Annotated in this window: 27 protein-coding genes; 17 read left to right on the top strand and 10 right to left on the bottom strand. The window is 69.5% G+C overall.

Going from position 1 to position 22,136, the window contains the following annotated elements; genetic code table 11:
• Positions 1 to 119 precede the first annotated feature (119 nt).
• On the bottom strand, positions 120 to 893 hold the full coding sequence (locus LOZ83_RS09075) for a hypothetical protein (RefSeq protein ID WP_236789856.1): 774 nt from the start codon (positions 891 to 893) through the stop codon (positions 120 to 122).
• Between the two features lie 59 nt (positions 894 to 952).
• Positions 953 to 1,885, bottom strand: a complete 933-nt coding sequence (locus LOZ83_RS09070) for a zinc-binding dehydrogenase (RefSeq protein WP_236789855.1) — start codon at positions 1,883 to 1,885, stop codon at positions 953 to 955.
• Between LOZ83_RS09070 and LOZ83_RS09065 the strand changes: the two genes are divergently transcribed.
• The 4 genes from LOZ83_RS09065 to LOZ83_RS09050 all read left to right on the top strand — a co-directional run bounded on the left by LOZ83_RS09065 (position 1,862) and on the right by LOZ83_RS09050 (position 5,255).
• Positions 1,862 to 2,575, top strand: a complete 714-nt coding sequence (locus LOZ83_RS09065; protein ID WP_236789854.1) for a TetR/AcrR family transcriptional regulator — start codon at positions 1,862 to 1,864, stop codon at positions 2,573 to 2,575. The genes LOZ83_RS09070 and LOZ83_RS09065 overlap by 24 nt on opposite strands.
• Before the next feature lie 52 nt (positions 2,576 to 2,627).
• Positions 2,628 to 2,837, top strand: coding sequence for a helix-turn-helix domain-containing protein (locus LOZ83_RS09060; RefSeq protein ID WP_236789853.1), 210 nt, complete (start codon positions 2,628 to 2,630; stop codon positions 2,835 to 2,837).
• The gene (locus LOZ83_RS09055) at positions 2,837 to 3,364 is read left to right on the top strand and encodes a Clp protease N-terminal domain-containing protein (protein ID WP_236789851.1); all 528 of its coding nucleotides are present in this window, start codon (positions 2,837 to 2,839) and stop codon (positions 3,362 to 3,364) included. Before LOZ83_RS09060 ends, LOZ83_RS09055 begins: the two co-directional genes overlap by 1 nt.
• A 79-nt stretch (positions 3,365 to 3,443) precedes the next feature.
• Positions 3,444 to 5,255, top strand: coding sequence for a LamG-like jellyroll fold domain-containing protein (locus LOZ83_RS09050; RefSeq protein WP_236789849.1), 1,812 nt, complete (start codon positions 3,444 to 3,446; stop codon positions 5,253 to 5,255).
• Here LOZ83_RS09050 and LOZ83_RS09045 read toward each other — a convergent pair.
• On the bottom strand, positions 5,234 to 5,866 hold the full coding sequence (locus LOZ83_RS09045; RefSeq protein WP_236789848.1) for a YitT family protein: 633 nt from the start codon (positions 5,864 to 5,866) through the stop codon (positions 5,234 to 5,236). The two genes, LOZ83_RS09050 and LOZ83_RS09045, sit on opposite strands and share 22 nt — an antisense overlap.
• 60 nt (positions 5,867 to 5,926) lie before the next feature.
• Between LOZ83_RS09045 and LOZ83_RS09040 the strand changes: the two genes are divergently transcribed.
• Together LOZ83_RS09040 and LOZ83_RS09035 are read left to right on the top strand one after the other, a co-directional pair.
• Positions 5,927 to 7,336, top strand: coding sequence for a PLP-dependent aminotransferase family protein (locus LOZ83_RS09040; RefSeq protein ID WP_236789846.1), 1,410 nt, complete (start codon positions 5,927 to 5,929; stop codon positions 7,334 to 7,336).
• A 99-nt stretch (positions 7,337 to 7,435) separates the two neighbouring features.
• Positions 7,436 to 8,065 carry a NeuD/PglB/VioB family sugar acetyltransferase gene (locus tag LOZ83_RS09035; protein WP_236789845.1) on the top strand — a complete coding sequence of 210 codons (630 nt, stop codon included), beginning with the start codon at positions 7,436 to 7,438 and terminating at the stop codon, positions 8,063 to 8,065.
• Between the two features lie 323 nt (positions 8,066 to 8,388).
• Here the strand turns inward: LOZ83_RS09035 and LOZ83_RS09030 are convergent, their stop codons facing one another.
• The gene (locus LOZ83_RS09030; protein WP_236789844.1) at positions 8,389 to 9,195 is read right to left on the bottom strand and encodes a hypothetical protein; all 807 of its coding nucleotides are present in this window, start codon (positions 9,193 to 9,195) and stop codon (positions 8,389 to 8,391) included.
• A gap of 359 nt (positions 9,196 to 9,554) precedes the next feature.
• Between LOZ83_RS09030 and LOZ83_RS09025 the strand changes: the two genes are divergently transcribed.
• On the top strand, positions 9,555 to 10,106 hold the full coding sequence (locus tag LOZ83_RS09025) for an RNA polymerase sigma factor (RefSeq protein WP_236789843.1): 552 nt from the start codon (positions 9,555 to 9,557) through the stop codon (positions 10,104 to 10,106).
• On the opposite strand, the gene LOZ83_RS09020 is transcribed toward LOZ83_RS09025, so the two are convergent.
• A complete protein-coding gene (locus LOZ83_RS09020) occupies positions 10,103 to 11,269 on the bottom strand; it encodes a pyridoxal phosphate-dependent aminotransferase (RefSeq protein ID WP_236789842.1) in 1,167 nt (388 codons plus the stop codon). The genes LOZ83_RS09025 and LOZ83_RS09020 overlap by 4 nt on opposite strands.
• Positions 11,270 to 11,298: 29 nt before the next feature.
• On the opposite strand from LOZ83_RS09020, the gene LOZ83_RS09015 reads away from it, so the two are divergent.
• Positions 11,299 to 12,582, top strand: a complete 1,284-nt coding sequence (locus LOZ83_RS09015) for a DUF445 domain-containing protein (protein ID WP_236789841.1) — start codon at positions 11,299 to 11,301, stop codon at positions 12,580 to 12,582.
• On the opposite strand, the gene LOZ83_RS09010 is transcribed toward LOZ83_RS09015, so the two are convergent.
• The 3 genes from LOZ83_RS09010 to LOZ83_RS09000 all read right to left on the bottom strand — a co-directional run bounded on the left by LOZ83_RS09010 (position 12,579) and on the right by LOZ83_RS09000 (position 14,836).
• The gene (locus LOZ83_RS09010; protein ID WP_236789840.1) at positions 12,579 to 13,331 is read right to left on the bottom strand and encodes an SDR family NAD(P)-dependent oxidoreductase; all 753 of its coding nucleotides are present in this window, start codon (positions 13,329 to 13,331) and stop codon (positions 12,579 to 12,581) included. The genes LOZ83_RS09015 and LOZ83_RS09010 overlap by 4 nt on opposite strands.
• Positions 13,322 to 14,182 carry an SMP-30/gluconolactonase/LRE family protein gene (locus tag LOZ83_RS09005; protein WP_236789839.1) on the bottom strand — a complete coding sequence of 287 codons (861 nt, stop codon included), beginning with the start codon at positions 14,180 to 14,182 and terminating at the stop codon, positions 13,322 to 13,324. The genes LOZ83_RS09010 and LOZ83_RS09005 overlap by 10 nt, the downstream gene beginning before the upstream one ends.
• 192 nt (positions 14,183 to 14,374) lie before the next feature.
• Complete coding sequence (locus LOZ83_RS09000) at positions 14,375 to 14,836, bottom strand: CGNR zinc finger domain-containing protein (RefSeq protein ID WP_236789838.1); 462 nt, start codon at positions 14,834 to 14,836, stop codon at positions 14,375 to 14,377.
• A gap of 84 nt (positions 14,837 to 14,920) precedes the next feature.
• Between LOZ83_RS09000 and LOZ83_RS08995 the strand changes: the two genes are divergently transcribed.
• From LOZ83_RS08995 to LOZ83_RS08960, 8 genes are all read left to right on the top strand, one after another.
• Positions 14,921 to 15,292, top strand: a complete 372-nt coding sequence (locus LOZ83_RS08995) for a VOC family protein (protein ID WP_236789837.1) — start codon at positions 14,921 to 14,923, stop codon at positions 15,290 to 15,292.
• Between the two features lie 18 nt (positions 15,293 to 15,310).
• Positions 15,311 to 15,619 (top strand): zf-TFIIB domain-containing protein, encoded by a 309-nt coding sequence (locus LOZ83_RS08990; RefSeq protein WP_308190200.1) that lies wholly within the window; start codon positions 15,311 to 15,313, stop codon positions 15,617 to 15,619.
• Positions 15,620 to 16,273, top strand: coding sequence for an AAA family ATPase (locus LOZ83_RS08985; protein WP_236789835.1), 654 nt, complete (start codon positions 15,620 to 15,622; stop codon positions 16,271 to 16,273).
• Positions 16,274 to 16,316: 43 nt separating this feature from the next.
• A complete protein-coding gene (locus tag LOZ83_RS08980) occupies positions 16,317 to 16,757 on the top strand; it encodes a helix-turn-helix transcriptional regulator (protein WP_236789834.1) in 441 nt (146 codons plus the stop codon).
• Positions 16,741 to 17,310 carry a hypothetical protein gene (locus tag LOZ83_RS08975; protein WP_236789833.1) on the top strand — a complete coding sequence of 190 codons (570 nt, stop codon included), beginning with the start codon at positions 16,741 to 16,743 and terminating at the stop codon, positions 17,308 to 17,310. Before LOZ83_RS08980 ends, LOZ83_RS08975 begins: the two co-directional genes overlap by 17 nt.
• A 112-nt stretch (positions 17,311 to 17,422) precedes the next feature.
• Positions 17,423 to 17,719 (top strand): DUF2516 family protein, encoded by a 297-nt coding sequence (locus LOZ83_RS08970; RefSeq protein ID WP_236789832.1) that lies wholly within the window; start codon positions 17,423 to 17,425, stop codon positions 17,717 to 17,719.
• A 21-nt stretch (positions 17,720 to 17,740) separates the two neighbouring features.
• Positions 17,741 to 18,292: a YbaK/EbsC family protein gene (locus tag LOZ83_RS08965; RefSeq protein WP_236789831.1), complete on the top strand. Its 552-nt coding sequence runs from the start codon at positions 17,741 to 17,743 to the stop codon at positions 18,290 to 18,292.
• Entirely contained in the window at positions 18,292 to 19,749 is a 1,458-nt protein-coding gene (locus LOZ83_RS08960; protein WP_236790739.1) for an aromatic amino acid lyase, read from the top strand. The genes LOZ83_RS08965 and LOZ83_RS08960 overlap by 1 nt, the downstream gene beginning before the upstream one ends.
• Here LOZ83_RS08960 and LOZ83_RS08955 read toward each other — a convergent pair.
• Positions 19,685 to 20,407, bottom strand: coding sequence for an ABC transporter permease (locus tag LOZ83_RS08955; RefSeq protein ID WP_236789830.1), 723 nt, complete (start codon positions 20,405 to 20,407; stop codon positions 19,685 to 19,687). The two genes, LOZ83_RS08960 and LOZ83_RS08955, sit on opposite strands and share 65 nt — an antisense overlap.
• Positions 20,404 to 21,090, bottom strand: a complete 687-nt coding sequence (locus LOZ83_RS08950) for an ABC transporter permease (protein WP_236789829.1) — start codon at positions 21,088 to 21,090, stop codon at positions 20,404 to 20,406. Before LOZ83_RS08950 ends, LOZ83_RS08955 begins: the two co-directional genes overlap by 4 nt.
• A 101-nt stretch (positions 21,091 to 21,191) precedes the next feature.
• On the opposite strand from LOZ83_RS08950, the gene LOZ83_RS08945 reads away from it, so the two are divergent.
• Positions 21,192 to 22,106, top strand: a complete 915-nt coding sequence (locus LOZ83_RS08945; protein WP_236789828.1) for an ABC transporter substrate-binding protein — start codon at positions 21,192 to 21,194, stop codon at positions 22,104 to 22,106.
• The last annotated feature ends 30 nt before the right edge of the window (positions 22,107 to 22,136 follow it).

Raw genomic sequence — 22,136 nt, 5'->3', positions numbered from 1 at the left:
CGTCTGCCATCCCACGGATTCGCGTCCCCCCGCGCCCCCAGTGCGGCCGCCGTTCACGCGGCCGTCGTGGAGGAGAGGCCGGGCGCGGGCGCGCAGATACGCCCGTTGGTCCGATCGGTCTAATCGGGCGGCGCGGCGAAGTCGACCAGCACGAGCGCTTGATCGTCATGCCGCTTCGCGCGCGGCCATCGCTCCCCGTCCGGATCAGCGCTCTCGGCCGTGCGCACCGCTTCGAGAACGGACAGCAGCCCATGATCGCGAGCGGTGGTCAGGACGTGCGGCCAGTCGAAGATCCCGTAGTCGTCGACCGCGACGGACACACCGTCCGAAGCGAGCAGCACGGCGTCGACCCCATCACGCGGCCAACTGCGACACAACGCGTGTGCCGCCGCGTCCGGATCCGCCTCGGCCACCCAGAACCCGTCTGGCTTGTTGCGCAGCGCCTGGACGTCGGCCGTGGTGTTGAGGTACCCCGCGAGCCGCAGCCGGGCCAGCCGGTCGTCGGTCAGCGGATCCGCACCGCCCGGACCGAACGCGACGATCGGGCTGTCCGCGAGCACGAGCCCGTCGACGAAATCGTTGCCCCACCGGAGGATCGCCACCGTGCTGGACGGCGAGGCACCCGCGCGCAGCCCGTGGGCCTGTGCCACCTCGGCGATGGCGACGGACAGCAGCGCGCGCAGTTCCTCGTCCGGTTTCGCCCGCAGCACGTCGGCCAGCGCTGCCGCGAGCAGGCCGGCGTACCAGCCACCCGCCGGCAGGTCGGGCCTCGGCGCGGTCGCGCCGTCGAGCAGCACCACCGCGTTGTCCAGCACGATCACGTGATCCTCGGTCGGCCTGGGTAGTCCGTCGATACCGACACCCGCCTGCTCGGCGACCTTGATCGTGGGCACGGTCTCCGAGGGTACGTGCACGGTCTCCGCTTCGCGGGATTCCGCAAGGTGACGCTCGCTCAGGCGACGTCCAGCACCGCTTTGCCGTGCAGGCGGCGGTCGAGCAGGGCTTGGGCCGCCTCGTCGTAGCGGGTCCACGGGCCGCGCCAGCTGATTCCGGGATCGAGGCGGCCGGCGGCCACCTCGGCGGCCAGCCAGGTCAGGTCGGCGGAGAAGTCGGTGGTGGGGTCGGCGAAAAGGAAGAAAGTGCGGATCGACCGGTCGTGTCGTCCGTCGGTGCCCTGCAAGGCCTTGGGCGGGAGGACGGCGTCCGCCTCGGACGACCGGCCGACGCTCACCAGCACACCGCCGGCCTGCAGCGCGGCGAAGGCGTCCACGAGTTGCCGGCCGCCGACGTTGTCCAGCACCGCGAACACCGGCCGGCCGACCTCGGCCGGATCGGTGTACACCTCGTGCGCTCCCAGCGATTTCAGCCCGCGTTCCCGGGCGGGGTTCCCGCTGATCGCCACGACCTCCGCGCCCGCACGAGCGGCGAGCTGCACCGCGTAGCGGCCGACACCACCGGAAGCGCCGGTGATCATCACCCGTCGCCCGAGGAGTTGCCCCATGCGGCGCAGCACCTGCAGGGCGCTCAGACCGGCAACGGGAATCGTGCTGATGGCACCGAAATCGGCGCCGTCCGGTACGATACCGAGCCGGGTGGCCGGGACCGCCCGCAGCTCGGCCCAACCGGCCTCGCCCAGCGTGACCACCGGGGTCCCCGCGGCAGGGCCTGATCCGTCGGCCGCCGCCTGCGCCACTACGCCCGCCGCGTCCCAGCCGATCACGGCGCCGTCCGGAGTGTCCGGGTTGGTGGCGCCGACGACCTCGCCGTAGTTGAGCGAAAACGCTTCGACCTGCACCAGCGCCTCGCCGGGCGCGAGTACCGGGTCTGCGACCTGGGCCGGCGAGAGGTGCGCTTTCGCGGTGTGGTCGACAACGAGGGCACGCACAGTCGGATCTCCTTCGCCTTAATGTGCCACTGTGTAGCGTTTGCTTCACTGAAGCATATGCTTCGTGGGAGCCCGTTCGATAGACTGACCATGATGACGACCTCTGGGCAGCCCGCCACCCTGCGCGAACGGAAGAAGATGCGCACCCACCAGGCCCTGGTGGAAACATCGCTCTCGATGTTCAGCGAGCGCGGGTTCGACACCACGCCTCTCGACGCGCTGCTCGATGCGGTCGAGGTGTCGAAGCGGACCTTCTTCCGCAACTTCCGCTCGAAGGAAGACGTGGCGTTCACCGCCGTCAAAGAACTCTGGAGCGCCTATCTCGACGTGCTGGATGCGACGGAAAAATCCGGGTCGCTCGCGGATGTCTTCCGCGACGCGATGTTGGCCACCCTCGACCGCATGGACGAGAACTGGTACCGGCGCTTCCCGGTCACGCTCAGGCTGATCGAGCAGTCGCCGTCGCTGAACGGATATTCCTTGCGGCACTGTGCGGAGATCCAGTCGGAGATCGCACACCGGCTCGGCGACCAGCGCAGTCTCGAACTGCGACTGCTCATCGAGTTCTGCGTGGCTACCTGGCGCTGTGCGTTGGACGAGTGGCTGCCCTCCTGCACTGCGGGCGAACTGCCCGATTGTGTGCGACGCGCCTTCGCGGCCATGGAAAACAGCCTGCACCTCCAGGCCTAGCAGTCTGTCAACCAAAGTTGACACCGCCGCGGTGTCAACCTATGTTGACATCATGACTGAGGCAACCGACCTGGCCGCCCGCGCGGGCGACCGCGATCCCCGGGTGGGGTTGCGGGCCGTCGCCGCCCTGCGGCGGCTGCTGGAGCAACTCGAAGTCGTGCAGGTGCGCAGTGCGCGCAGGCACGGCTGGTCCTGGCAGGAGATCGCGGCCGAGCTCGGGGTGAGCCGGCAGGCCGTGCACAAGAAGCATGGAGGCAACTGATGTTCGAGAGGTTCACGAAGGACGCCCGCGAGGTCGTCGTCGAAGCGCACCGAGACGCGACCGAGGTCGGTGCCCCGGAGGTCACGCCACTTCACCTGCTGGTCGCGCTGCTTCGCGGGCGGGAGAGTGCTGCCGCGCGACTGCTGATCAGACTCGGCGTCCCGATCGACGAAGTCGTCGCGGAGGCCGCCCGGGTCCGCCGCCGCGCCGGGATCAGCGAGGCCGACGCCGAGGCGCTGGGCGAGTTCGGCATCGACGTCGACAAGATCATCGACCGGATCGAGGAGCTCCACGGCCCGGGCGCACTCGCCGGAACCAGCCGCGACAAGAAGGCCGGGCACCTCCCCTTCGCCGACGACATGAAGCGGACGTTGGAGCTGACCCTGCGCGAGGTGGTCGAGCGGGGCGAGAAGAACCTCGGCTCCGAGCACATCCTCGTCGCGCTCACCGTGCTGCGCGGACCCGCCGCCGACGTGCTGGCCCGCTTCGACGTGGACGCACCCAAGTTGCGGGCCGCCCTTTCCTGAACGTTCCGCCTCGCTTCACCGCCGGGCCAGCCATGATCACGACACTGGGGCCGATTCCAGACATAGGAGGAAAAAGGTCATGGATCAGCCCCCCAGATCCCGCGGTCTCGGTCGCCGCGCACTGCTGCAGGCCGCGGTCGGCACCCCCGCCGCGGTGGCGGCGTCCTCGCTGCTCCTCGGTGGCACCACCGCCGAGGCCACCGAGGCGACATCCGGTCCCGCCGACCCGGCCGCGGCGCGGTTCACGCTCGCGGTCATGCCGGACACCCAGTACCTCTTCGACGAGGGCGGCACCGATCCCGAGCCGGTGCGTGAGTCGCTGCGATACCTGCTGCGGCAGCGGCAGGAGGACAACATCGTGTTCCTGGCGCACCTCGGCGACGTCACCGAGCACGGCACCGAAGCCGAGATGGCCTCGGCCGACCCGGTGTTCCGCGCCATCGACGGCAAGCTGCCGTGGAGCGTGCTCGGCGGCAACCACGACGTGTCCGGTGACGACCAGCGCGGCGACACGCCCTTCCTGCGCACGTTCGGCCCGCGCCGGTTCGCCCGGTCCGACACGTTCCGCGGCGCCTCCCCGGACGGCTACAACACGTACCACTCCTTCCGCGCGGGCGGGCGCACGTGGCTCGTGCTCGCGCTGGACTGGCGTACCTCCGACAAGGGGCTGGCCTGGGCGCGGCAGGTGCTCGACCAGAACCCCGGCGTACCGACGATTCTCACCACGCACGACATCGTCTGGCCGAACGACGACGGCAGCGCGACGATCTCGGACAACGGCCGGCACATGTGGGACGGCCTGATCCGCCGCTACGACCAGATCTTCCTCGCGATGGGCGGCCACTACTGGCCGGCCGCGCGCACGGTGCAGACCAACGACCACGGCAACCCCGTGCACCTGCACATCACCAACTACCAGGACCGCTACTACGGCGGCGCCGGCATGATCCGGTACTACACGTTCGACCTGGCCCGCAACGCCATCGAGGTCGAGACGTTCTCGCCGTGGCTGCTGTCGAAGCGGAACCCGTCCACGCTCGAAGCCGAGACCCGCGAGCTGAGCGGCGACGTCGACCGCTTCACCATCGAGATCGACTTCCACCAGCGGTTCCCCGGCAAGCCGATCCCCGCACTGCCGCCGCGCGCGGTGCTGGTTCCCGGCACCGTCGCGTACTGGCGCTTCGAGGGCAAGGACGGCGACGCCGCCACCGCCGCGCCTGACCTGTCCGGCAGGGGCAACGACCTGGCGGTGCAGCGGATCGGCGCCAGCGGTCCGGAGGTGCTGAAGTACTCCGCCGAGTACCACGAGGCGCAGCCCGCGCACGGCAGCCTCCGCTTCGACGGCGCCCACGACCGCGGCGCCGTGCTGCACACGAGCGCGAGCGCGCCGCTGGCGACGATGAAGTTCCAGGGCGGGTACACCCTCGAAACGTTCATCAAGCTGCCGGAGCCGTTCGTGGGCGACCACGCGTGGATGGGCATCTTCAGCTGGGAAGGCCGTGCCGGTGACGCGGGCAAGGACGGCGGCTGGTCCCAGGACGACGCGCCGTGCAGCCTCAACGTGACGTCCGAGCGCTTCCTGCAGTTCGTCGTCTACCCGGTGAACCAGAACGACGACCCGACCTGCTGGAGCCACGCCCTGCCGCCCGGCCGCTGGACGCACATCGCGGTCGTCAACGACGGGCACCACACGTCGGTCTACGTCGACGGCTCGAAGATCGCGCGCAACGCGGGCCTCGACTCGAACGGCATCAGCACGGTCGGCAAGCCGTTCGCGATCGGTGGCACCCAGGGTGGCGGCAAGTACGGGCAGGGCTTCTACGGCTGGCTCGGCGACACCCGGATCGTGTCGCGGGCGCTGCGGCCCGATCAGTTCCTGACCGCGCGGTGACGCCACACCACCAGCGGTAGGAAGGCCTGCGTCAGCGGGCCGATCGTGACGGCGTAGAGCACGGTCCCCAGTCCGACGCTCCCGCCGAGTAGCCAGCCCGCCGCCAGCACGGCGACCTCGATCGCCGTGCGCGCCACCCGGACCGAAAACCCGGTCCGCGCGGTCAGTCCTGTCATCAGGCCGTCCCGCGGACCGGGCCCGAGCCGCGTGCCGACGTACGCGGCGGTGGCCAGTCCGTTCAGCACGACACCGCCGACGAGCAGCGGGATCTGCGCCCAGAGGCTGTGCTGTGGCGGCAGTACCGCGCGCACGAGGTCCACGGTGATCGAGATGACGACGACGTTGAGTACGGTGCCGACGCCCGGCCGCTGCCGCAACGGGATCCACAGCAGCAGCACGGCGACCGACGTGATCGCGACGATGGTGCCGAACGTGAGGCCGGTGCGTTTCGTGAGCCCGTCGTGCAGCACGTCCCACGGGTCGAGGCCGAGGCCGGCCCTGGTCATCATCGCCATGCTCGCGCCGTAGAGCGCGAGGCCGAGCAGTAGTTGCGGGAAGCGGCGCCAGGGGCTGACGGTCACGCGCACCGGGTCGAGTTCGAGCGAAGCCACTCCTTGATCCTCCGTGGCATTGGACTGTCAATCCAGAGCCAATATGCAAGTATTGGTCTTATGAACATCGGCGGTCGGATCTCGGGCCAGCGGTTGGCCGTCCTGCTGGGGTCGTGGCGCCGCGGCTCGCGCCAAGGCGCGGTCGCGCTGGCGTCCGCGATCGAACTGCAGGTGCTCGACGGTCACCTGCCGATCGGCACCCAGCTGCCCGCCGAGCGCGAGCTCGCCGACGCGCTCGGCGCGAGCCGCACGTTGATCGGTGCCGCATTGGACCGGTTGCGTGAGGCCGGCCTGGTCGCGAGCCGCCGCGGCGCCGGTTCGTGGATCACGTCGCCGAGCAGTGGGGGCAGCGCGCCGATCCGGTCCACACCGGACACCGACGACATCGACTTCGTGTGCGCGTCCGCGCCCGCCGCTCCCGGCATGACAGCCGCGGTCGACGCCGCGCGGCGCAAGCTGGTCGACGAGTTCGCCGGAACCGGTTACGGCGAGCGCGGCCTGGTCACGCTGCGGGAGCGGATCGCCCAGCGCTACACCGATCGCGGGCTGCCGACCTCACCCACGCAGATCATGATCACCAACGGCGCGCACCACGCGTTCGTGCTGGCCCTGCGCATGATCGCCGGCCCCGGCGACCGTGTGCTGGTCGAGCAGCCGACGTATCCCAACGCGCTGGAGGCGATCCGTGCCGCGCACGCGCTGCCGGTGCCGGTCGCGCTGGACCGGGACGGCTGGGACTTCGAGGGCATCGAGGCCGCGCTGCGCCAGGCGGCCCCGCGGCTGGCGTACCTGATCCTGGACTTCCACAACCCGACCGGCCTGCGGATGGACGACGAGGGCAGGCAACGGCTCGCGGCGCTGCTGACGAAGGCGCGCACACCCGTCGTCGTCGACGAGACGCTCGTCGAGTTGGACTTCGGAAATGCCGTCGCACCAAGGCCGTTCGCCGCCGGTGACTGGTCGATCCTCGTCGGCAGCTCGTCGAAGTCGTACTGGGGCGGGCTGCGGATCGGCTGGATGCGGGCGTCGGAGGATTTGCTGTCCCGGCTGTCCTCGGCGAGGTATGGCAGCGATCTCGGTTCGCCGGTGTTCGAGCAGCTCGTGTTGTCGGAGCTGCTCATCGACCCCGAGCCGCTGCGCCGGCGACGCGAAACCGTTCGCACGCAACGGGACGCGCTGGCGGCCGCGGTGCGCGAGCACTGTCCAGAGTGGACGTTCCGGTTTCCGGACGGCGGATTCTGGTTGTGGTGCAAGCTTCCCGAGCCGATGAGCACCCGGCTCGCGGTCGCCGCGGCGAGCCGGGGTGTGCTGCTGGCGCCAGGTTCCCGGTTCGCCGCGAACGGCGGCCTCGAACGCTGGATCCGGCTGCCGTTCTCGCAGCCACCCGACCGTCTCGACGAAGCCATGCGGCGGATCAGCCTCGCCGCCGCATCCGTCCGCGGCGAGGCGAATGTCGTTCCGGTGACATGAGAACAGCCGGTGCAAGTCGGCTCTGTTCAGGATGGCGGCGAAACCAGGCAACACTGGTGATGTCGCCGACCAGGACGCACGCTGGGTGGTACCCGATCCATGTTCAGAACCAAGCGACGTCGTGCACTTGTCGTGTTCGGTGCCGGTGGCCTTGCTCGTCAACTTCCGGCCCTCGTCGACGACATCAACGGCCGTCGCCGCATCCATGAGATCGTCGGTTTTCTCGATCGGGAGCCGAGCTCGAGGATTCCCGTGATCGGCGACGACGACTGTCTGGCCGAGCTTGATGCGAACTACACGATCGGCATTGCGAAACCGTCGGTGCGCCAGCGACTCGACCAATTCGCTTCGGGCCACGGTGCTGAACCGGCGTTGCTGCGGCATCCGAATTCCTCGCTCGAATCCCGAGTTTCGCTGGGGCCGGGATGTCTCATCATGGCCGGGGTCCGGATTCAAGCGGATTCCGTGCTCGGACGGCATGTCTTCGTCAATGCGAATGCGGTGATCGGCCACGACGCGGTCATCGGGGACTACGCGTCGCTGAGTCCGTTGACGACGGTTTGCGGTGGGGTGGTGTTGGAGCCCCGGACGTTCCTCGGTGCGGGCGCGGTCATTTTGCCGGGGGTGGTGGTCGGCGCGGACGCCGTGGTCGGCGCAGGCGCCGTGGTCACCCAGGACGTGGCCCCCGGCGCCGTGGTCGTGGGAGTACCTGCTCGCCCGGTGACATGAGAACAGCCGGTGCGCCAGGTGGGTTCACCCGGCGCACCGGCTGTCGTTTCGCCGCGGTCGGTCCGCCGGCACCGCCCCTCGACGTGCCGGCGGACGCCGCGGCTAGGCGCGCATCGGTGCCGTGCTCGGCGCGGTGAGCACGGTCCGACGCGTGCCTGCGGGTCCCGGCGCCACGGGGGCAGCGCGTCGCCGGGACCGGAGCCCGAACCGGCCTGACGTGGTCGGCCGGTCGGGAAGCTTGGTGGTGTGCATGAGAAAGCCCTCGGAACCCAGTGAAGTTGATCTTGTTTTGGGTGTGGGTCACCCGCGGAACCGAGGTGGGGTCAGTCGGGAGAGGTGGTCGGCAGCGCCGCTTCGCGGCTGTTGTCGACCTGCGCGTGCCCGCGGGGAACACCGATCGGCGCCAGGTGCGCGGCGTCGGTGCGGGCGTCGAGAATCGCCAGGTGGTGCTTGGAGTTGCCGCCGGCGTCATGCGCCGCGACGGTGCTGCAGGACTGCCCGCCCGGCGCGCTCGGCACCGGCGCGGGTGGGGTGCGTTTCGCCTGCACCGTGTGCTCGGGCACGGGTGCCTGCGGCTTCGGCGCCACGGCGGCAGGCCGTGCCGGCTGCTGCTTGTGCTTGATGGCCGGCTGGGCTGCGGCGGTCACCGCGGCGGGCTCGGGTTTGGGAGCCGGCCGGACGGCGGCCGCCACGGGCTGCTGCGGCGCGACGGTGTCGACGCGGGTCCGTGTCGTGGTTTCGGGCTGCTTCGAGGCCGGCGTCGTCGTGGGTGCGATGAGCGTCGACGTGACCGGCGCGACGATGGAGTTGGTCGTGCCGGTCACCGTGCTGGTGAGGGTGTCGACGGTGCCGGTGACCGTGCCGACGGTCGCCTGCACCGTGGTGGCGACTGTGCTGGTCACCTGGTTGATGGTGCCGGTCAGGGTCGTCAGCGTGGTGTTCAGCAACCCGCCGAGGAGCCCGGTCGGCTGTGTCGTGCTGGGCGGATTGCCCTGGGGTGCCTCATCGGCCGAGGCGGTGGCGCCGCCGAGCAATCCGGCGAGGAGCCAGCCGGCGAGCGCGAAGCCCGCGGCCAGCAGCACCTTGCCCCATGGCGGGACGGCGCGGTGCGTGACCTCCACATCCCTCACCGCCATCACCACCATCCGGGCCTCGGTCCAGTCCGGGCGAATCCTGAGTTGATCTTGTCGACGCAGTGTTCGACCTGGTCATCCGCCGTGCGGAACCCGGCCATTTCTAGCATCGCTGGCGAGTGTTTCATCTCGAAAGCGTTCGATCCACCCCAGACGGCCGAACAGAGCCACCGGCTTGCGTGCATCTAACCAGACAACGATCACTCTGGGTATCGCCTTCCGCCGGCCGGATCCGGTGCTGTCGCTGAGTACGACTACTCAACTTGCCGCTGACCAGTGTTTTCCCGGAGCCGTGTCGCGATGCGTCGCGTCCGAAATACGTGGAGTGGCCGATCGGCAGGACGGAGACGAGAACCATGGCCCAGCTCGATTTCGGCGACCTGCTCGACCGCGCGTCCAGCGGGGACGAAGGGGCGTGGCGCGTTCTGGTACGCGCGCTTTCCGCGCTGGTACTGGGAATTGCCCGGTCCTACCGGCTCGCCGACGCCGACGCGTTCGACGTCTGCCAGAGCACCTGGCTCAAACTCGCGCAGCTGCCGGCGGGACTGCGCGACCCGGCGCGCCTGCCGGCCTGGCTCGCGACGACGGCCCGCCGCCAGGCCCTGCACACGCTGACCGCCCGCCGGCGGGAAATCCCTTGTGCGGACCAGGATCCGGCCGGGCCGGCGCGCTCACCCGAGCACGCGCTGCTGGCGGCCGAACGGGATCGCGTGCTGTGGCAGACAATCGAGCGGCTGCCGGGGCGGCATCGCGAGCTGATCCACCTGCTCGCCGGTGACGCCCGGCTCACCCACGCGGAAATCGCCGTCAAGCTGGGCATTCCGCCAGGCTCGGTCGGCCCGCTACGCCGCCGCGCGCTCGATCGCCTCCGCCGGGCGCTCGAGAAACAGGGGTACGACCACGCTTAGCGCAGCTTGTGCAGGCGTTTGATGCCCTCGTCGAGGACCTCGTCACGCTTACAGAAAGCAAACCGCAGCAAGTGCTTCCACTCGTCCGGGTGGTCGGTGAACACGCTGACCGGTACCGCGACCACCCCGACCCGTTCCGGCAGCTGCCAGGCGAGCTCCGTCGCGTCCGAATAGCCCAACGGCCGTACGTCCGCACAGACGAAATACGTGCCGAGACTCGGGTGCACCGCGAATCCGGCTTCCGCCAATCCCGCCGAGAGCCGGTCACGCTTGCCCGCCAACGATTCCCGCAGTCCGTCGACCCAGGGCAGCTCGTGGTCGAGCGCGTAAGCGACCGCCGGCTGCAGCGGGCCGCCGGAGACGAACGTGATGAACTGCTTCGCCGCCTTCACCGCGTTGACCAGCTCGGGGGTCGAGCAGACCCAGCCGATCTTCCAGCCCGTGCAGTTGAACGTCTTGCCCGCGCTGGAGACCGACACCGTCCGCTCGCGCATCCCGGGGAAGGTCGCCAGCGGGCGATGCTCGGCGCCGTCGTAGGTCAGGTGCTCGTACACCTCGTCGGTGATCGCGATGAGGTCGTTCTTCACGCAGAGTTCCGCGATCGCCGACAGCTCGGGCGCGGTGAACACGGTGCCGGTCGGGTTGTGCGGGGAGTTGACCAGGATCGCCCTGGTCGCGGGGGTGACCGCGGCCCGCAGTGCGTGCACGTCGAGGACGAATCGCCCGTCCTGACCCGCCGCCAGCGGCACGGTCCGTCGGGTCGCGCCGGCCATCGCGACCGCCGCGGGATAGGAGTCGTAGTACGGCTCGATCACGAGCACCTCGTCGCCGGGCTCGGTGAGCGCGAGTACCGCGGCGGTGATGCCCTCCGTCGCACCGGCCGTGACCAGGACCTCGGTGTCCGGGTCGTACTCGAGCCCGTAGCGCGTCCGGTGCCGGGCGATCGCGGCGCGCAGCTCGGCGCGGCCGGGGCCCGGCGGGTACTGGTTCGCCCCGCCGTACAGGGCGTTCTTCGCGGCGTCGAGCATTCCCGTGGGGCCGTCGGTGTCCGGGAAACCCTGACCGAGGTTGATCGCTTCGGTCCGCACCGCGAGCGCTGTCATCTCGGCGAAGATGGTCGAGCTGAAGGGTCGCAACCGGGGGATGAGGGCAGGTACACGCATAATTGACGATCCTCACGGACAATGGGGGTGTGGAGCAAACAACCCTCGCCGACCCGCCCGGTGGCCTGGCCGCTGAGCAGGCCAAACGGCGCGGATTGCGGAAGATGAAGCTCGTCGCCCTGTCCTTCCTGCTCGGGGCGACGGTCGTGTTCGCCCTGACGAGCTGGGCCGAGGCCGCCGGCTGGACCGGCTGGGTCGGGTATGTGCGGGCGGCCGCGGAGGCCGGCATGGTCGGCGCGTTGGCCGACTGGTTCGCCGTGACAGCGCTGTTCCGCCATCCGCTGCGGATCCCGATTCCGCACACCGCGATCATCCCGAACAAGAAGGACGCACTGGGCGACAGCCTCGGCGACTTCGTGGGCACCAACTTCCTGTCGGAACAGGTGATCCGGGACAAGCTCCGCCGGGCCGGTGTCACGCGGCGGCTCGGCGAGTGGGTCGCGCAGCGCGACAACGCCGAGCGCGTGACCTCCGAGCTGGCGACGCTCGTGCGCGGCCTGGTCACGGTGTTGCGGGACGAAGACGTGCAGGCCGTGCTCGAGAGTGCCGTGGTCAAGCGGCTGCTCGACCAGCCATGGGGGCCGCCGCTGGGCAAGCTGCTGGAGCAGGTGTTCGCCGACGGGGCGCACTACAAGCTGGTGGACCTGATCTGCGACCGCGCGTACGAGTGGGTGCGCGACAACCACTCCACCGTGCTGCGCGTGGTGTCGGACCGGGCACCGAGCTGGTCGCCGAAGTTCGTCGACGCGATGCTCGCGGACAAGGTGTACGGCGAGGTGCTGTCGTTCGCGTGGGCGGTGAAGACCGACGTGAACCACCCGATGCGGCTTGCGGTGGACAAGTTCCTCGGCGAGTTCGCGCAGGACCTGCAGAAGGACCCGGACACGATGGCGCGGGCCGAGCAGGTCAAGCAGCAGGTCGTGAACCATCCCGACGTGCAGCGGCTGATCGGCTCGGCGTGGACCACCGCGAAGGGCATGCTGCTGGCCGCGGCCGAGGACCCGTCGAGCGAACTGCGGCTGCGCGTGCGCGACGGCCTGATCTCCCTGGGCGAACGCCTCGTCGCCGACGACGAGCTACGGTCCAAAGTGGACGGTTGGCTGGAGGGTGCGGCCGCTTATGTGGTCACTCACTACTCGCGTGAGATCACCACGATCATCACCGACACCGTGGAGCGCTGGGACGCCGAGGAGACCTCGCGCAAGATCGAACTCCAGGTCGGCCGCGATCTGCAGTTCATCCGCATCAACGGCACGGTCGTCGGTGCGCTCGCGGGCCTGGTGATTTATTCGGTGGCGCAAGCGATCTTCTAAAGGAGCACCCAGCCGCCGTCGACGCAGAGGGTCTGCCCGGTCATGAAGCCGCTGTCCGGGCTGAGCAGGAAGCTGACCGTGGCGGCGATGTCGTCGGCGAGGCCGCGGCGCTGCAGCATCTGGTTGTCCAGCACACGCCGGCGGACTTCTTCCTGGTCGGGGAAGGATTCCAGCTCTTCCTCGGTTTGGATCGCGCCCGGCATCACGGCGTTGACGCGGATACCGCGCGGGCCGAGTTCGCGGGCGAGCCCGCGGGTGAAGCCGAGGATCCCGGCCTTCGTCGTCGAGTAGTGCAGGGACTGTGGTGCGCCGATTTTCGCGTGCACGCTGCTGAGAGTGACGATCGCGCCGCCGTCCTGCCCGCGCGAACCACCGAACGCGCGGCGGGAGCACAGGAACGCGCCCTTGAGGTTGACCGCGGACACCTTGTCCCAGGCGTCTTCGGCGATCTCGTCCCACGGCAGCCGTCCGGTCGCGGCGGCGTTCAGCACGAGCGCGCCGACCGGCCCGAGTTGCTGCTCGCAGTCGGTGAACATCTCGTCGACCGCTTCGGCGTCCGCGATGTCGGCGGCGAACACGACGGCCTCGCCGCCCGCCGACCGGATGTCCTCCGCGACTTCCTTGGCCTGCGCGAGCATCTCCCCGTCGGGATAGCTGTTGATCGCCACGGCCATGCCGTCCCGGGCCAGCCGGCGCGCCGAGGCTGCACCGATCCCGCGGGACGCGCCGGTCACGAGTGCTACGCGCATCGGGTACCTCCGGAGAAGCGATGGGGATGAAGACCCCGGGCCGGCACTTCGGCGGTGTACAGCAGGCCGCCGGTGCCATCGGTGTCCGCCGTCGTAATGTACAAAGTGGACAGATCGGCGCCGCCGAACGCGCAGCTCGTCGGACATTTCGTTGGTACGTCGACGATCGCGGTCCGGTCGCCGGTCGCCGGGTCGAGTCGCCACACCTGTCCCGATCCCCAGACTGCCAGCCAGACGCCGCCGTCCTCGTCGACGGTCAGCCCGTCCGGCAGGCCGGTCTCCGCGGGCACCTGGCGCAGCAGGCGCGGGCGCCCCAGCTCGCCGGACTCCAGGTCGAACTCCCAGGCCGTGACCGTCCCGGCGGTGCTGTCGACGTGGTACAGCTCGTCGCCCTCGGGTGACCAGTCGATCCCGTTGGACATCGCGAGCCGCTCCACGTGCGTGGTGAGTTCGCGACCGTCGAGGCGGTAGAGCGCGCCGCGCCGGCTTCCGTCGCGGACGGCGGATCCGGCCCAGCATCGGCCTTTCGGATCGATACCGCCGTCGTTCATCGACACCGGTTCCACGACGACTGAGGCGAACTGCTCGGCGTGGCCGGTCGCGGGATCCAGCCAAGCGAACCCGTGCGTTGTCACCGCGAGCAATTCCGCGCCCGGCCCCAGTTCCACTGCGGTCACCCGAGTCGACAAGGCGACACAACTGTGCCGGCCGTCGAGATCGAGCGTGTGCAGCCGTTGGCCGGGGACGTCGAGCCATCGCAGTCCGATGCCGTCGGTCCACAGCGGCGACTCACCCAGCTCGGCCGCCGGCGCGGACACGGCCACGGCTTCGCAGGCAGACTTTCCGGCCACTGTCACCGCCCTGGTCGGTTTTCTCAGTGAAATACGAGTTTCACGCTAGCAGACCGTGTGCCCTATCCACAGGGGTAAGTCACTCGGCCGCTCGGGTGATTCTTTCCACCGACTCTGACCTGCGACTTCGGCAGGTTGTCCACAGATCGGGTAGTTATCCACAGGGTCTTCTGTGGGTAACTCGTTCGGGGGTTACCGGCGTTCCCGCCAGGCCCGTGCCTTTTCGCGATTCCCGCAGACGCGCATCGAGCACCACGTCCGCGAACGGTTGCGCGACTCGTCGAAGAAGGCCCACCGGCAGTCGTCCGCCGGGCAGATCTTGACGCGATCCCACTCGCCGAGTACCGCCAAGCGGGTCGCGGCCGCCAGCACCGCGCCGAGCGCACCCGGCGCGGACAGCGTCGGCGCGCCGGCGGTGAGTTCGATGTGCACGGGCACCACGAGCGGCGCGGCCTTCGCGTCCGGATCGCCGACCGCCGCGCGCAACGCGTCGCGCGCGGTGCGCACCGTCCGCAGTGCGTCCGGGGACAGCCCGCGCTCCTTCGCCCACTCGTGCCAGTTCGCGGCCTGGTTCAGCAGGTCGGTGCCCTCTTCGACGTCGACGGTGTTGAGGAAGTCCACGACGAGCGAGGCATCCGCGGATGAACCGGCCACCTAACCAGTGTAAGCCGGATGCCGGTTGTGCCCGTACGACATAACCCGCATACTCGCTTCGCTGGTTATCGAAAGGAGCGGAGTATGAGTGCGGTACCGACCTTCGGCACTGTCGTCCTGGACTGTCCCGACCCCAAGCTGCTCGGCGAGTTCTACGGCGCGCTGCTCGACTGGGGGCAGCCCGAGCTGAACCAGGACGGCGACGCGTACTGGGCCGACCTGTCCGGCCCCGGCGGCGTGATGATCTCGTTCCAGCGCGTCGACGATTACCGGGCGCCGCAATGGCCTGGTCAGGATGTGCCGCAACAGCTGCACCTCGACCTGCGGGTCGACGATCTGGCGGCCGGTCGCGAGCGCGCGCTGGCGCTGGGCGCGAAGCTGCTCGACGACTCGCACGAGACCTTTCACGTGTATGCGGACCCGGACGGACATCCGTTCTGCCTCTGTGCTTGCTGACGTGCGTACCCTGGCGGGGTGATTTGTCCGAAATGTCAGAACGTCATGCGTACCGTCGACAAGAACGGCGTGCACATCGAACAGTGCCAGGGATGCCGGGGGATCTTCCTCGACCGCGGTGAGCTGGAGCAGATCGCGGGCGCGGAAAGTGCTTACTACGGCTCGCCGCCGCCGTACCGGGGTGACCACGGTGATTCGCCGAGGCCGTATCGCGGTGGCGGTTACCGCGACTCACCCCGGCCCTACGGCGGCGGGTACGACGACTCGCCCCGGCCGTATCACGGCGGGCATCGCCGGCGCGGTTTTCTCGAGAACCTGTTCGACTAAATGCTCGACCCGCGGATCTGCCCGGCCTGCGGTGACCGTGCGGAAGCGCCGATCGTCGACGGACCGACGAGGGTGTGCGCCCGCTGCGGTCACCGCTGGCCGTTCCGGCGGCTGCCGCTGTTCGCGCTGACCGGGCCCAGCGGCGGCGGGAAGTCGACGGTCGGCCCGGCGCTCGCCGAGCGACTCGGTGGTCGCGCGGTGGTGCTCGAACAGGACGTGCTGTGGACCGGCGGGCTGCGCGACGACGTCAACGGCCACCCCGAGTTCCGCGCCACCTGGCTGCGGATGGCCGCCATGATCGGGCAGAACGGCCGGCCGGTCGTGCTGTGCGGCACCGTCGTGCCGCCCGAATTCGAGAACCTGCCGGAACGTGCGCTGTTCTCGGAGATCCACTACCTCGCCCTCGTCGCCGAGCCCGAGGTGCTCGCGCGGCGTCTGCGCGCACGGCCCGCGTGGCGGCAATGGGACGAGCCGCGCATCGCGGAGACCCTCGAATTCACCGACTGGCTCCGCAAGCACGCGGGTACCTTCCACCCGTCCGTCCAGCTCTTCGACACCACCTCCGTGACCGTGGAAATGGCGGTGGACCAGGCGATCTCCTGGTTCGAGGCAAGGTCACCCGATGGTTGCATGCAGGGCGCTTGCAATAGCTAGCACTCGCGGGTACCGTAAGAGATGTCGCGAGGAGATGAGCCGGATGGCAGACGAGGGAGACAACCTCACCAGCTCGCAGGCTGGGCCGATCGAGAAAGTCGGCAGCATCGCTTCGGACATCGGTGAGTACATCCGCCAGCAACGCAACAACGCGAAGATCTCGTTGCGGCAGCTGTCGAAGCTCGCCGGGGTGTCGAACCCGTACCTGAGCCAGATCGAACGCGGGGTCCGCAGGCCCAGCGCCGAGATCCTGCAGCAGATCGCCAAGGGGCTGCGGATCTCCGCGGAGGCGCTGTACGTGCAGGCCGGCATTCTCGACCAACCCGCCGGCGGGCCCGTGCCGGACGCGATCCGCGCGGACACCGCGCTCACCGAGCGGCAGAAGCAGGTGCTGCTCGACGTGTACGGGTCCTTCCGTCGAGAGAACAACCACCCGACAGAACTTCCTCCTGAGGAGAGTGAGCACCATGACGAGCACCGATGACGTGCGCAAGGCCGTGAACACCGCTGTGGAGCAGCTCCGCACCCCGCTGCTCGCCGCGCTGGGCGCGGGCAACCTGGCCGGCCAGGCCGTCGCCGACGTGGTCGGCAAGGCCCGTGAGCGGGTCACCGAAGGCAGCGAGGCGGCGCGCAAGAACTTCGAGGAGCTGCCCACCGACGTGACCTCGCTGCGCGAGAAGCTGGACCCGGCGGAGCTGCGGAAGCTGATCGACGAGTACACCGAGGCCGCGCTCAAGCTGTACAACAGGCTCGCCGAGAACGGTGAGCAGGCGTGGGACAAGTTCGTCGCCGAGCCGCGCGTGAAGGCCGTCATCGACCAGCTGGAAGGTGTCGGCACCGACGCCCGCGAGCGGGTCGAGGAGGTCCTGGGCCTGGCCGCGAAGAAGACCCGCACCGAGGGCGACAAGGCGGCCGTGGACGCCGAAGTGGTCGCCGAGAAGATCGAGGACGTCGAGGAGGCCGTGGCCCCCAAGCCGAAGACGACCCCGGCGAAGGCGCCGAAGAAGCCCGCCGCCGCGCCCAAAACTGAGGACTGAGCACCGATTCCGGACGGCCCGGCCGCGCACCCCGTGTGCGGGCCGGGCTCTTCGTGGCATTCTGGTCACAGGGGACAGGTCAGGCGGGGGTGAAGGGACGTAGGCTGGACAAGTGCCGCTCATCGCGCAATGGATCATGACGGTCATCGGTTACGCCGGGACCCTCACAGGGCTTGTCGCGTTCTTCCACGCGCTCATCCAGCGGGCCGACGCGTTCACCGCCGCGGACCGCAAGACCAAGCCGATCTGGCTGGCCATCACCGGCGCCGGCACCGTGGCGATGGGCCTGTTCGGCTACGGCGGCGCGGGCAGCCTGTTCTGGCTCGCCGGGATCGTCGCCGTGCTGGTCTACCTCGTCGACGTCCGGCCGAAACTGATCGAGGTCCAGCGCGGCGGCAAGAACTGGTAGCCGCCCGCTAGCCTCAGCGTCATGAGGAACTGGACCATCGCCGGGACCCTGACCGTTGTACCGGCCGAGCAGCGCACGGACCTTCTCGCGGAGCCGGTCGCCAAGGCGCTGGCCGCGCTCGCGAACCCCGACGCCGGTGCCGTCGAGATCGATCCGGAACTGGCGGACACCGCCGCGTTCTGTGAGGCCTACGGCTCGCCCATGTCCGCCTCGGCGAACTGCGTGGTCGTCGCCGGCAAGCGGGCGGGCGAGATCCGCTACGCCGCCGCGCTGGTTCTCGCCACCACCCGCGCCGACGTCAACGGCGTCATCAAGCGGCGCCTCGACGTGCGCAAGGCGTCGTTCGCGCCGATGGACGAAGCCGTCCAGCTCACCGGCATGGCGTACGGCGGCATCACCCCGGTCGGCCTGCCCGCGGACTGGCCCATCCTGATCGACCAGGCAGTCGCCGAGTCGCCCGAGCTCGTGATCGGCAGTGGCGTCCGCGGCAGCAAGCTGCTGGTGACCGGTGAACTGCTGGCCGCGCTGCCCGGCGCCGAAGTCATCGAGGGCCTCGCCAAGCCGGTCGCGTGATCGTCCGCGTTCCCGGGGATCTCGACGTCGCCGCGATCCGGCGGATCGCCGCGGGTGAGCGGGTCCAGCTCGACGACCAGCTGCTGAAGACCGTCGCCGCGCAGCGTGAGATCGTTCTCGCCGCGCTCACCGATGCGCCGGTGTACGGCGTCAACACCGGCATGGGCCGGCTGGCGGACACCCCGCTCACCCCCGAACAGCAGGCCGACCACCAGTCGCGCCTGCTCGTCGGGCGGGCGGTCGGCGGGCCGCCGTGGTTGCCGGAAGCCGACGTGCGGGCGCTGTTCGCGGTGCGGTTACGTGGTTTGCTCACCCCGGAGAGTGGGGCGAGCGCGGACGCCGTGCGCTTTCTCGCCGACCGCCTCAACGACGATTTCATCCCGGCCGTGCCCGCGACCGGAAGTGGTTCGGCGGGCGAGATCCTCCCGCTTTCCCATGCGTTCCAGACGTTTCTCGGCCTGGGCACGATGCGCGACGGGCTCGCTGCGGCGGAAGCGTTGGCGCGCCGTGGCGTCCCGCCGTACCGGCCCGGCCCGAAGGAGGGTATGACTCTCATCCAGGGCGCGCCGATCGCGACCGCGCACGCGATCCACCGTGCGGCTACGGCTGCGGAGCTGGTCGAATTCCAGATCCTTGCGACCGCGCTGACCATTGACGCACTCGGCGCCCCACGTGGGATTTACCGCCCCGAACTCGCCGGACCCGATCCGGTGCTCGGCGAGGTACTCGACCGGATCCGGGTGCTGACCGAGGGCGCCACAGCGCGGCAGGTCGTGCAGGCTCCGGTGTCCGTTCGTGTTGGGCCGCAAGCGATTGCGCACGCGCGCCGCGTCGTCGCAGACCTAACCGACGCCGTTGAGCGCACGCTCGCGGCCCCGACCGACTCGCCATCGTTCCTCGACGGCGAATTCGTTTCCACAGCCGGATTCCACCCCGCCGAACTCGGGCTGCGGATGGACGCCGTGGCCGCGGCGCTCGTGCACCTCGGCGAGATCAGCGTGCAACGGACGCACCGCCTGCTCGACGAACGCTTCAGCGGCCTGCCCGCACAGCTCACGCCCGATCCGGGCCCGCAGGCGGGCCTTTCGCCCCTGCACAAGCGCGCCGTCGGCGAACTCCACGCCCTCCGCCGGTCGGCGACCGCGGCGTCGCTCGGCTCGCTCGACACTTCGTCCGGACAGGAGGACGTCCAGATCTTCGGCCTCCAGGCCGGCGAGCAACTGCGCGAAGCCTGCGACCACCTGTTCGTCATCACCGCGTGCGAGCTGATCACCGCGCACCAGGCGCACGCCCTGCGGAGCGAACCGGGCGCACCCGCACTGCGGGAAACCTACCGCTGGATCGGCGCGCTCGTGCCGCCCGTCAACGAGGACCGCTCGCTGGGCCCCGAGCTCACAGCGTTTGCGGCTGCTTTGCGTTCTCCAGGTTCAATCCCTTCGGCACCGCGAACCGGGTGATCAGGGAGAACGCCCCCTCGCACAGCAGCGCCAGCACGATCACCGCGAGGCCGCCGGCCAGGATCTCGCCGTAGCCGGCGCGGCCCTGTGCGAAACCGTCCACAATGTACCGTCCGAGGCCGCCGCCGTCGTTCACGATCGCGCCGATCGCGACCGTCGCGACCAGTTGCAGGAACGCGACCCGCGCGCCGGCGAGGATCACCGGCAGTGCCAGCGGAAGCTCCATCCGGAACATGATCTGCGCCTCCGTGTACCCGGTGCCGCGCGCGGCGTCCACGGCATCGGCGTCCACCGAGATCACGCCCGCATAGGTGTTCGTGAACAGCGGCGGCAAGGCGAGCGCGACGAGCGCGATCAGCAGCGGCCAGAAATCCGTGTTCAGCTCCCACCGGCTCGCGAGGAACCAGAACAGGATGATCAACCCGAAGCTCGGGATCGCGCGGCCGATGTTGACCAGACTGCTGGCGAGGAACGCGCCGCGCCGGTAATGCGCGAGCCAGAGCGCGGTCGGCACCGTCAGCGCCGCCGCGATGACCAGTGACAGCGCGGAAAAGCTCAGGTGCTCGACAGTCCGATAGGGAATGCCCGCCGGGTCGCTCCAGCTCCAGCGATTTGGTTCGCCGAGCCAGTCCCACGCCTCGGAAAAGATGTTGCTCATGCGCGCACCTTCTTCCGCGCCCACGGGGCGAGCAGCCGTTCCGACAGCCAGAGCAGGAAGTCCACCACCACGGCGAGCGCGATCGACAGCACGATGCCGACGATGATCGCGGTCGGGTTCGGCGTGGTGGTCTGGATGCCCTGCCGGATGAAGAACCCGAGCCCGCCCATGCCGAGCATCGACGTGACGGTGACCAGGCCGATCGTCGTCACCGCGGCCACCCGCAGGCCGGCGATCACGACCGGCAGCGCCAGCGGCAACTCGACGCTGACCAGCAACCGTGCCCTCGTGAAGCCCATCCCGACCGCCGCCTCACGGACGTCCGCCGGCACCTGCTGGATCCCGGTGACGATGTTGCGCAGGAGGATCAGCAGCGTGTATGTCGCGAGCGGGATGACCGCCGTGGTGAACGACAGCCCGAAAAACGGGACCAGCAGGGCGAACGCGCCGAGGCTCGGGATCACGTACAGGGCGCCGGCGCCGGCCAGCGCGACCGGGTAGAACCAGCGCCACCGCAGCGAGAGCACCGCGAGCGCGATCGACACGACGAGCCCGGCCGCCAGCGCCGTCGCGGTCAGCGCGAGATGCTCGCCGAGCCGCTGCAGGATGTTGTCGGCGTTGCGCTCGACCCACCGCCACTCGAACAGGGGCCGGTCGGAGTCGGCCAGCACGATCGCACGCACCGAGCGAGCATAGATCGTCGAGCAGTCGATTTCTCATCATGTGGTTTCTGTCGGTGGGCCCGGCTAGGGTCGGCTGCGATCACACGAACTGGGAGGACAGGATGCGCTGGACTAGGGGCTTCAAGGCGGGAGTGGTGCTCGCCGCCGCGGTGCTCGGGCTGGCCGCGTGCGGTGGCGGAAGCGACCAGTCGGCCGCGGCGGGCAAGGGCGGGAACCCGATCGTCGTGGCGTCGTTCAACTTCACCGACAGCCAGATCCTCGCCGAGCTGTACTCGCAGGCGCTCGAGGCCAAGGGCTACCCCGTGACGCGCAAGTTCAACATCGGCTCCCGCGAGTTGGTGTACCCGTCGCTGAAGTCCGGTGAGCTGCAGTTCATCCCGGAGTACCAGGGCGCCGCGATCAGCACCGGCTTCAACCAGGACGCCCCGAAGGACGCGGACTCCGAGCACGCCAAGCTCGCCGAGCTGCTCAAGCCGTCGGGCGTGGGCCTGCTCAACTACGCGCCGGCGGAGAACAAGAACACCTACATCGTCAAGTCCGACCTTGCCAAGCAGCAGGGGCTGACCAAGATCAGCGACCTGAAGAAGCTCGACAAGGTCGTGCTCGGCGGGCCGCCGGAGTGCGGCACGCGCGCCAACTGTTTCGTCGGCTTCCGGGACACCTACAAGCTGAACGTCACGTTCCAGAGCGTGCAGGAGGCCGGGCCGCGGCTGGAGCAGCTCAAGTCCGGTGCGGTGACGGTGATCCCGGTCGACTCGGTCAGCCCGCCCACCGCGGACTCGGACTACACCGTGCTGCAGGACGACCTGAACATCGTCGCGACGGAGAACATCGTGCCGGCCGTGAACCAGAAGGTGCTTGACGAGCGCGGCCCGGACTTCGCGGCCGCGGTGAACGCGGTGAGTGCCAAACTGACCACGCCGGAGCTGCGTGATCTGAACAAACAGGTCGATTCCGATGGTGACACCGTGACGGATGTGGCGAAGGGCTGGCTGTCGAAACAGGGGCTCGCCTGATCGTTAGAGTCGCCCTCGACGACTGACCGA

This window comes from Amycolatopsis sp. GM8, from assembly GCF_021653975.1.
Taxonomy (GTDB): Bacteria; Actinomycetota; Actinomycetes; order Mycobacteriales; family Pseudonocardiaceae; genus Amycolatopsis_E.
Note: the sequence above shows the minus strand (reverse complement) of the source record. Positions and strands in the feature narration are given on the sequence as shown.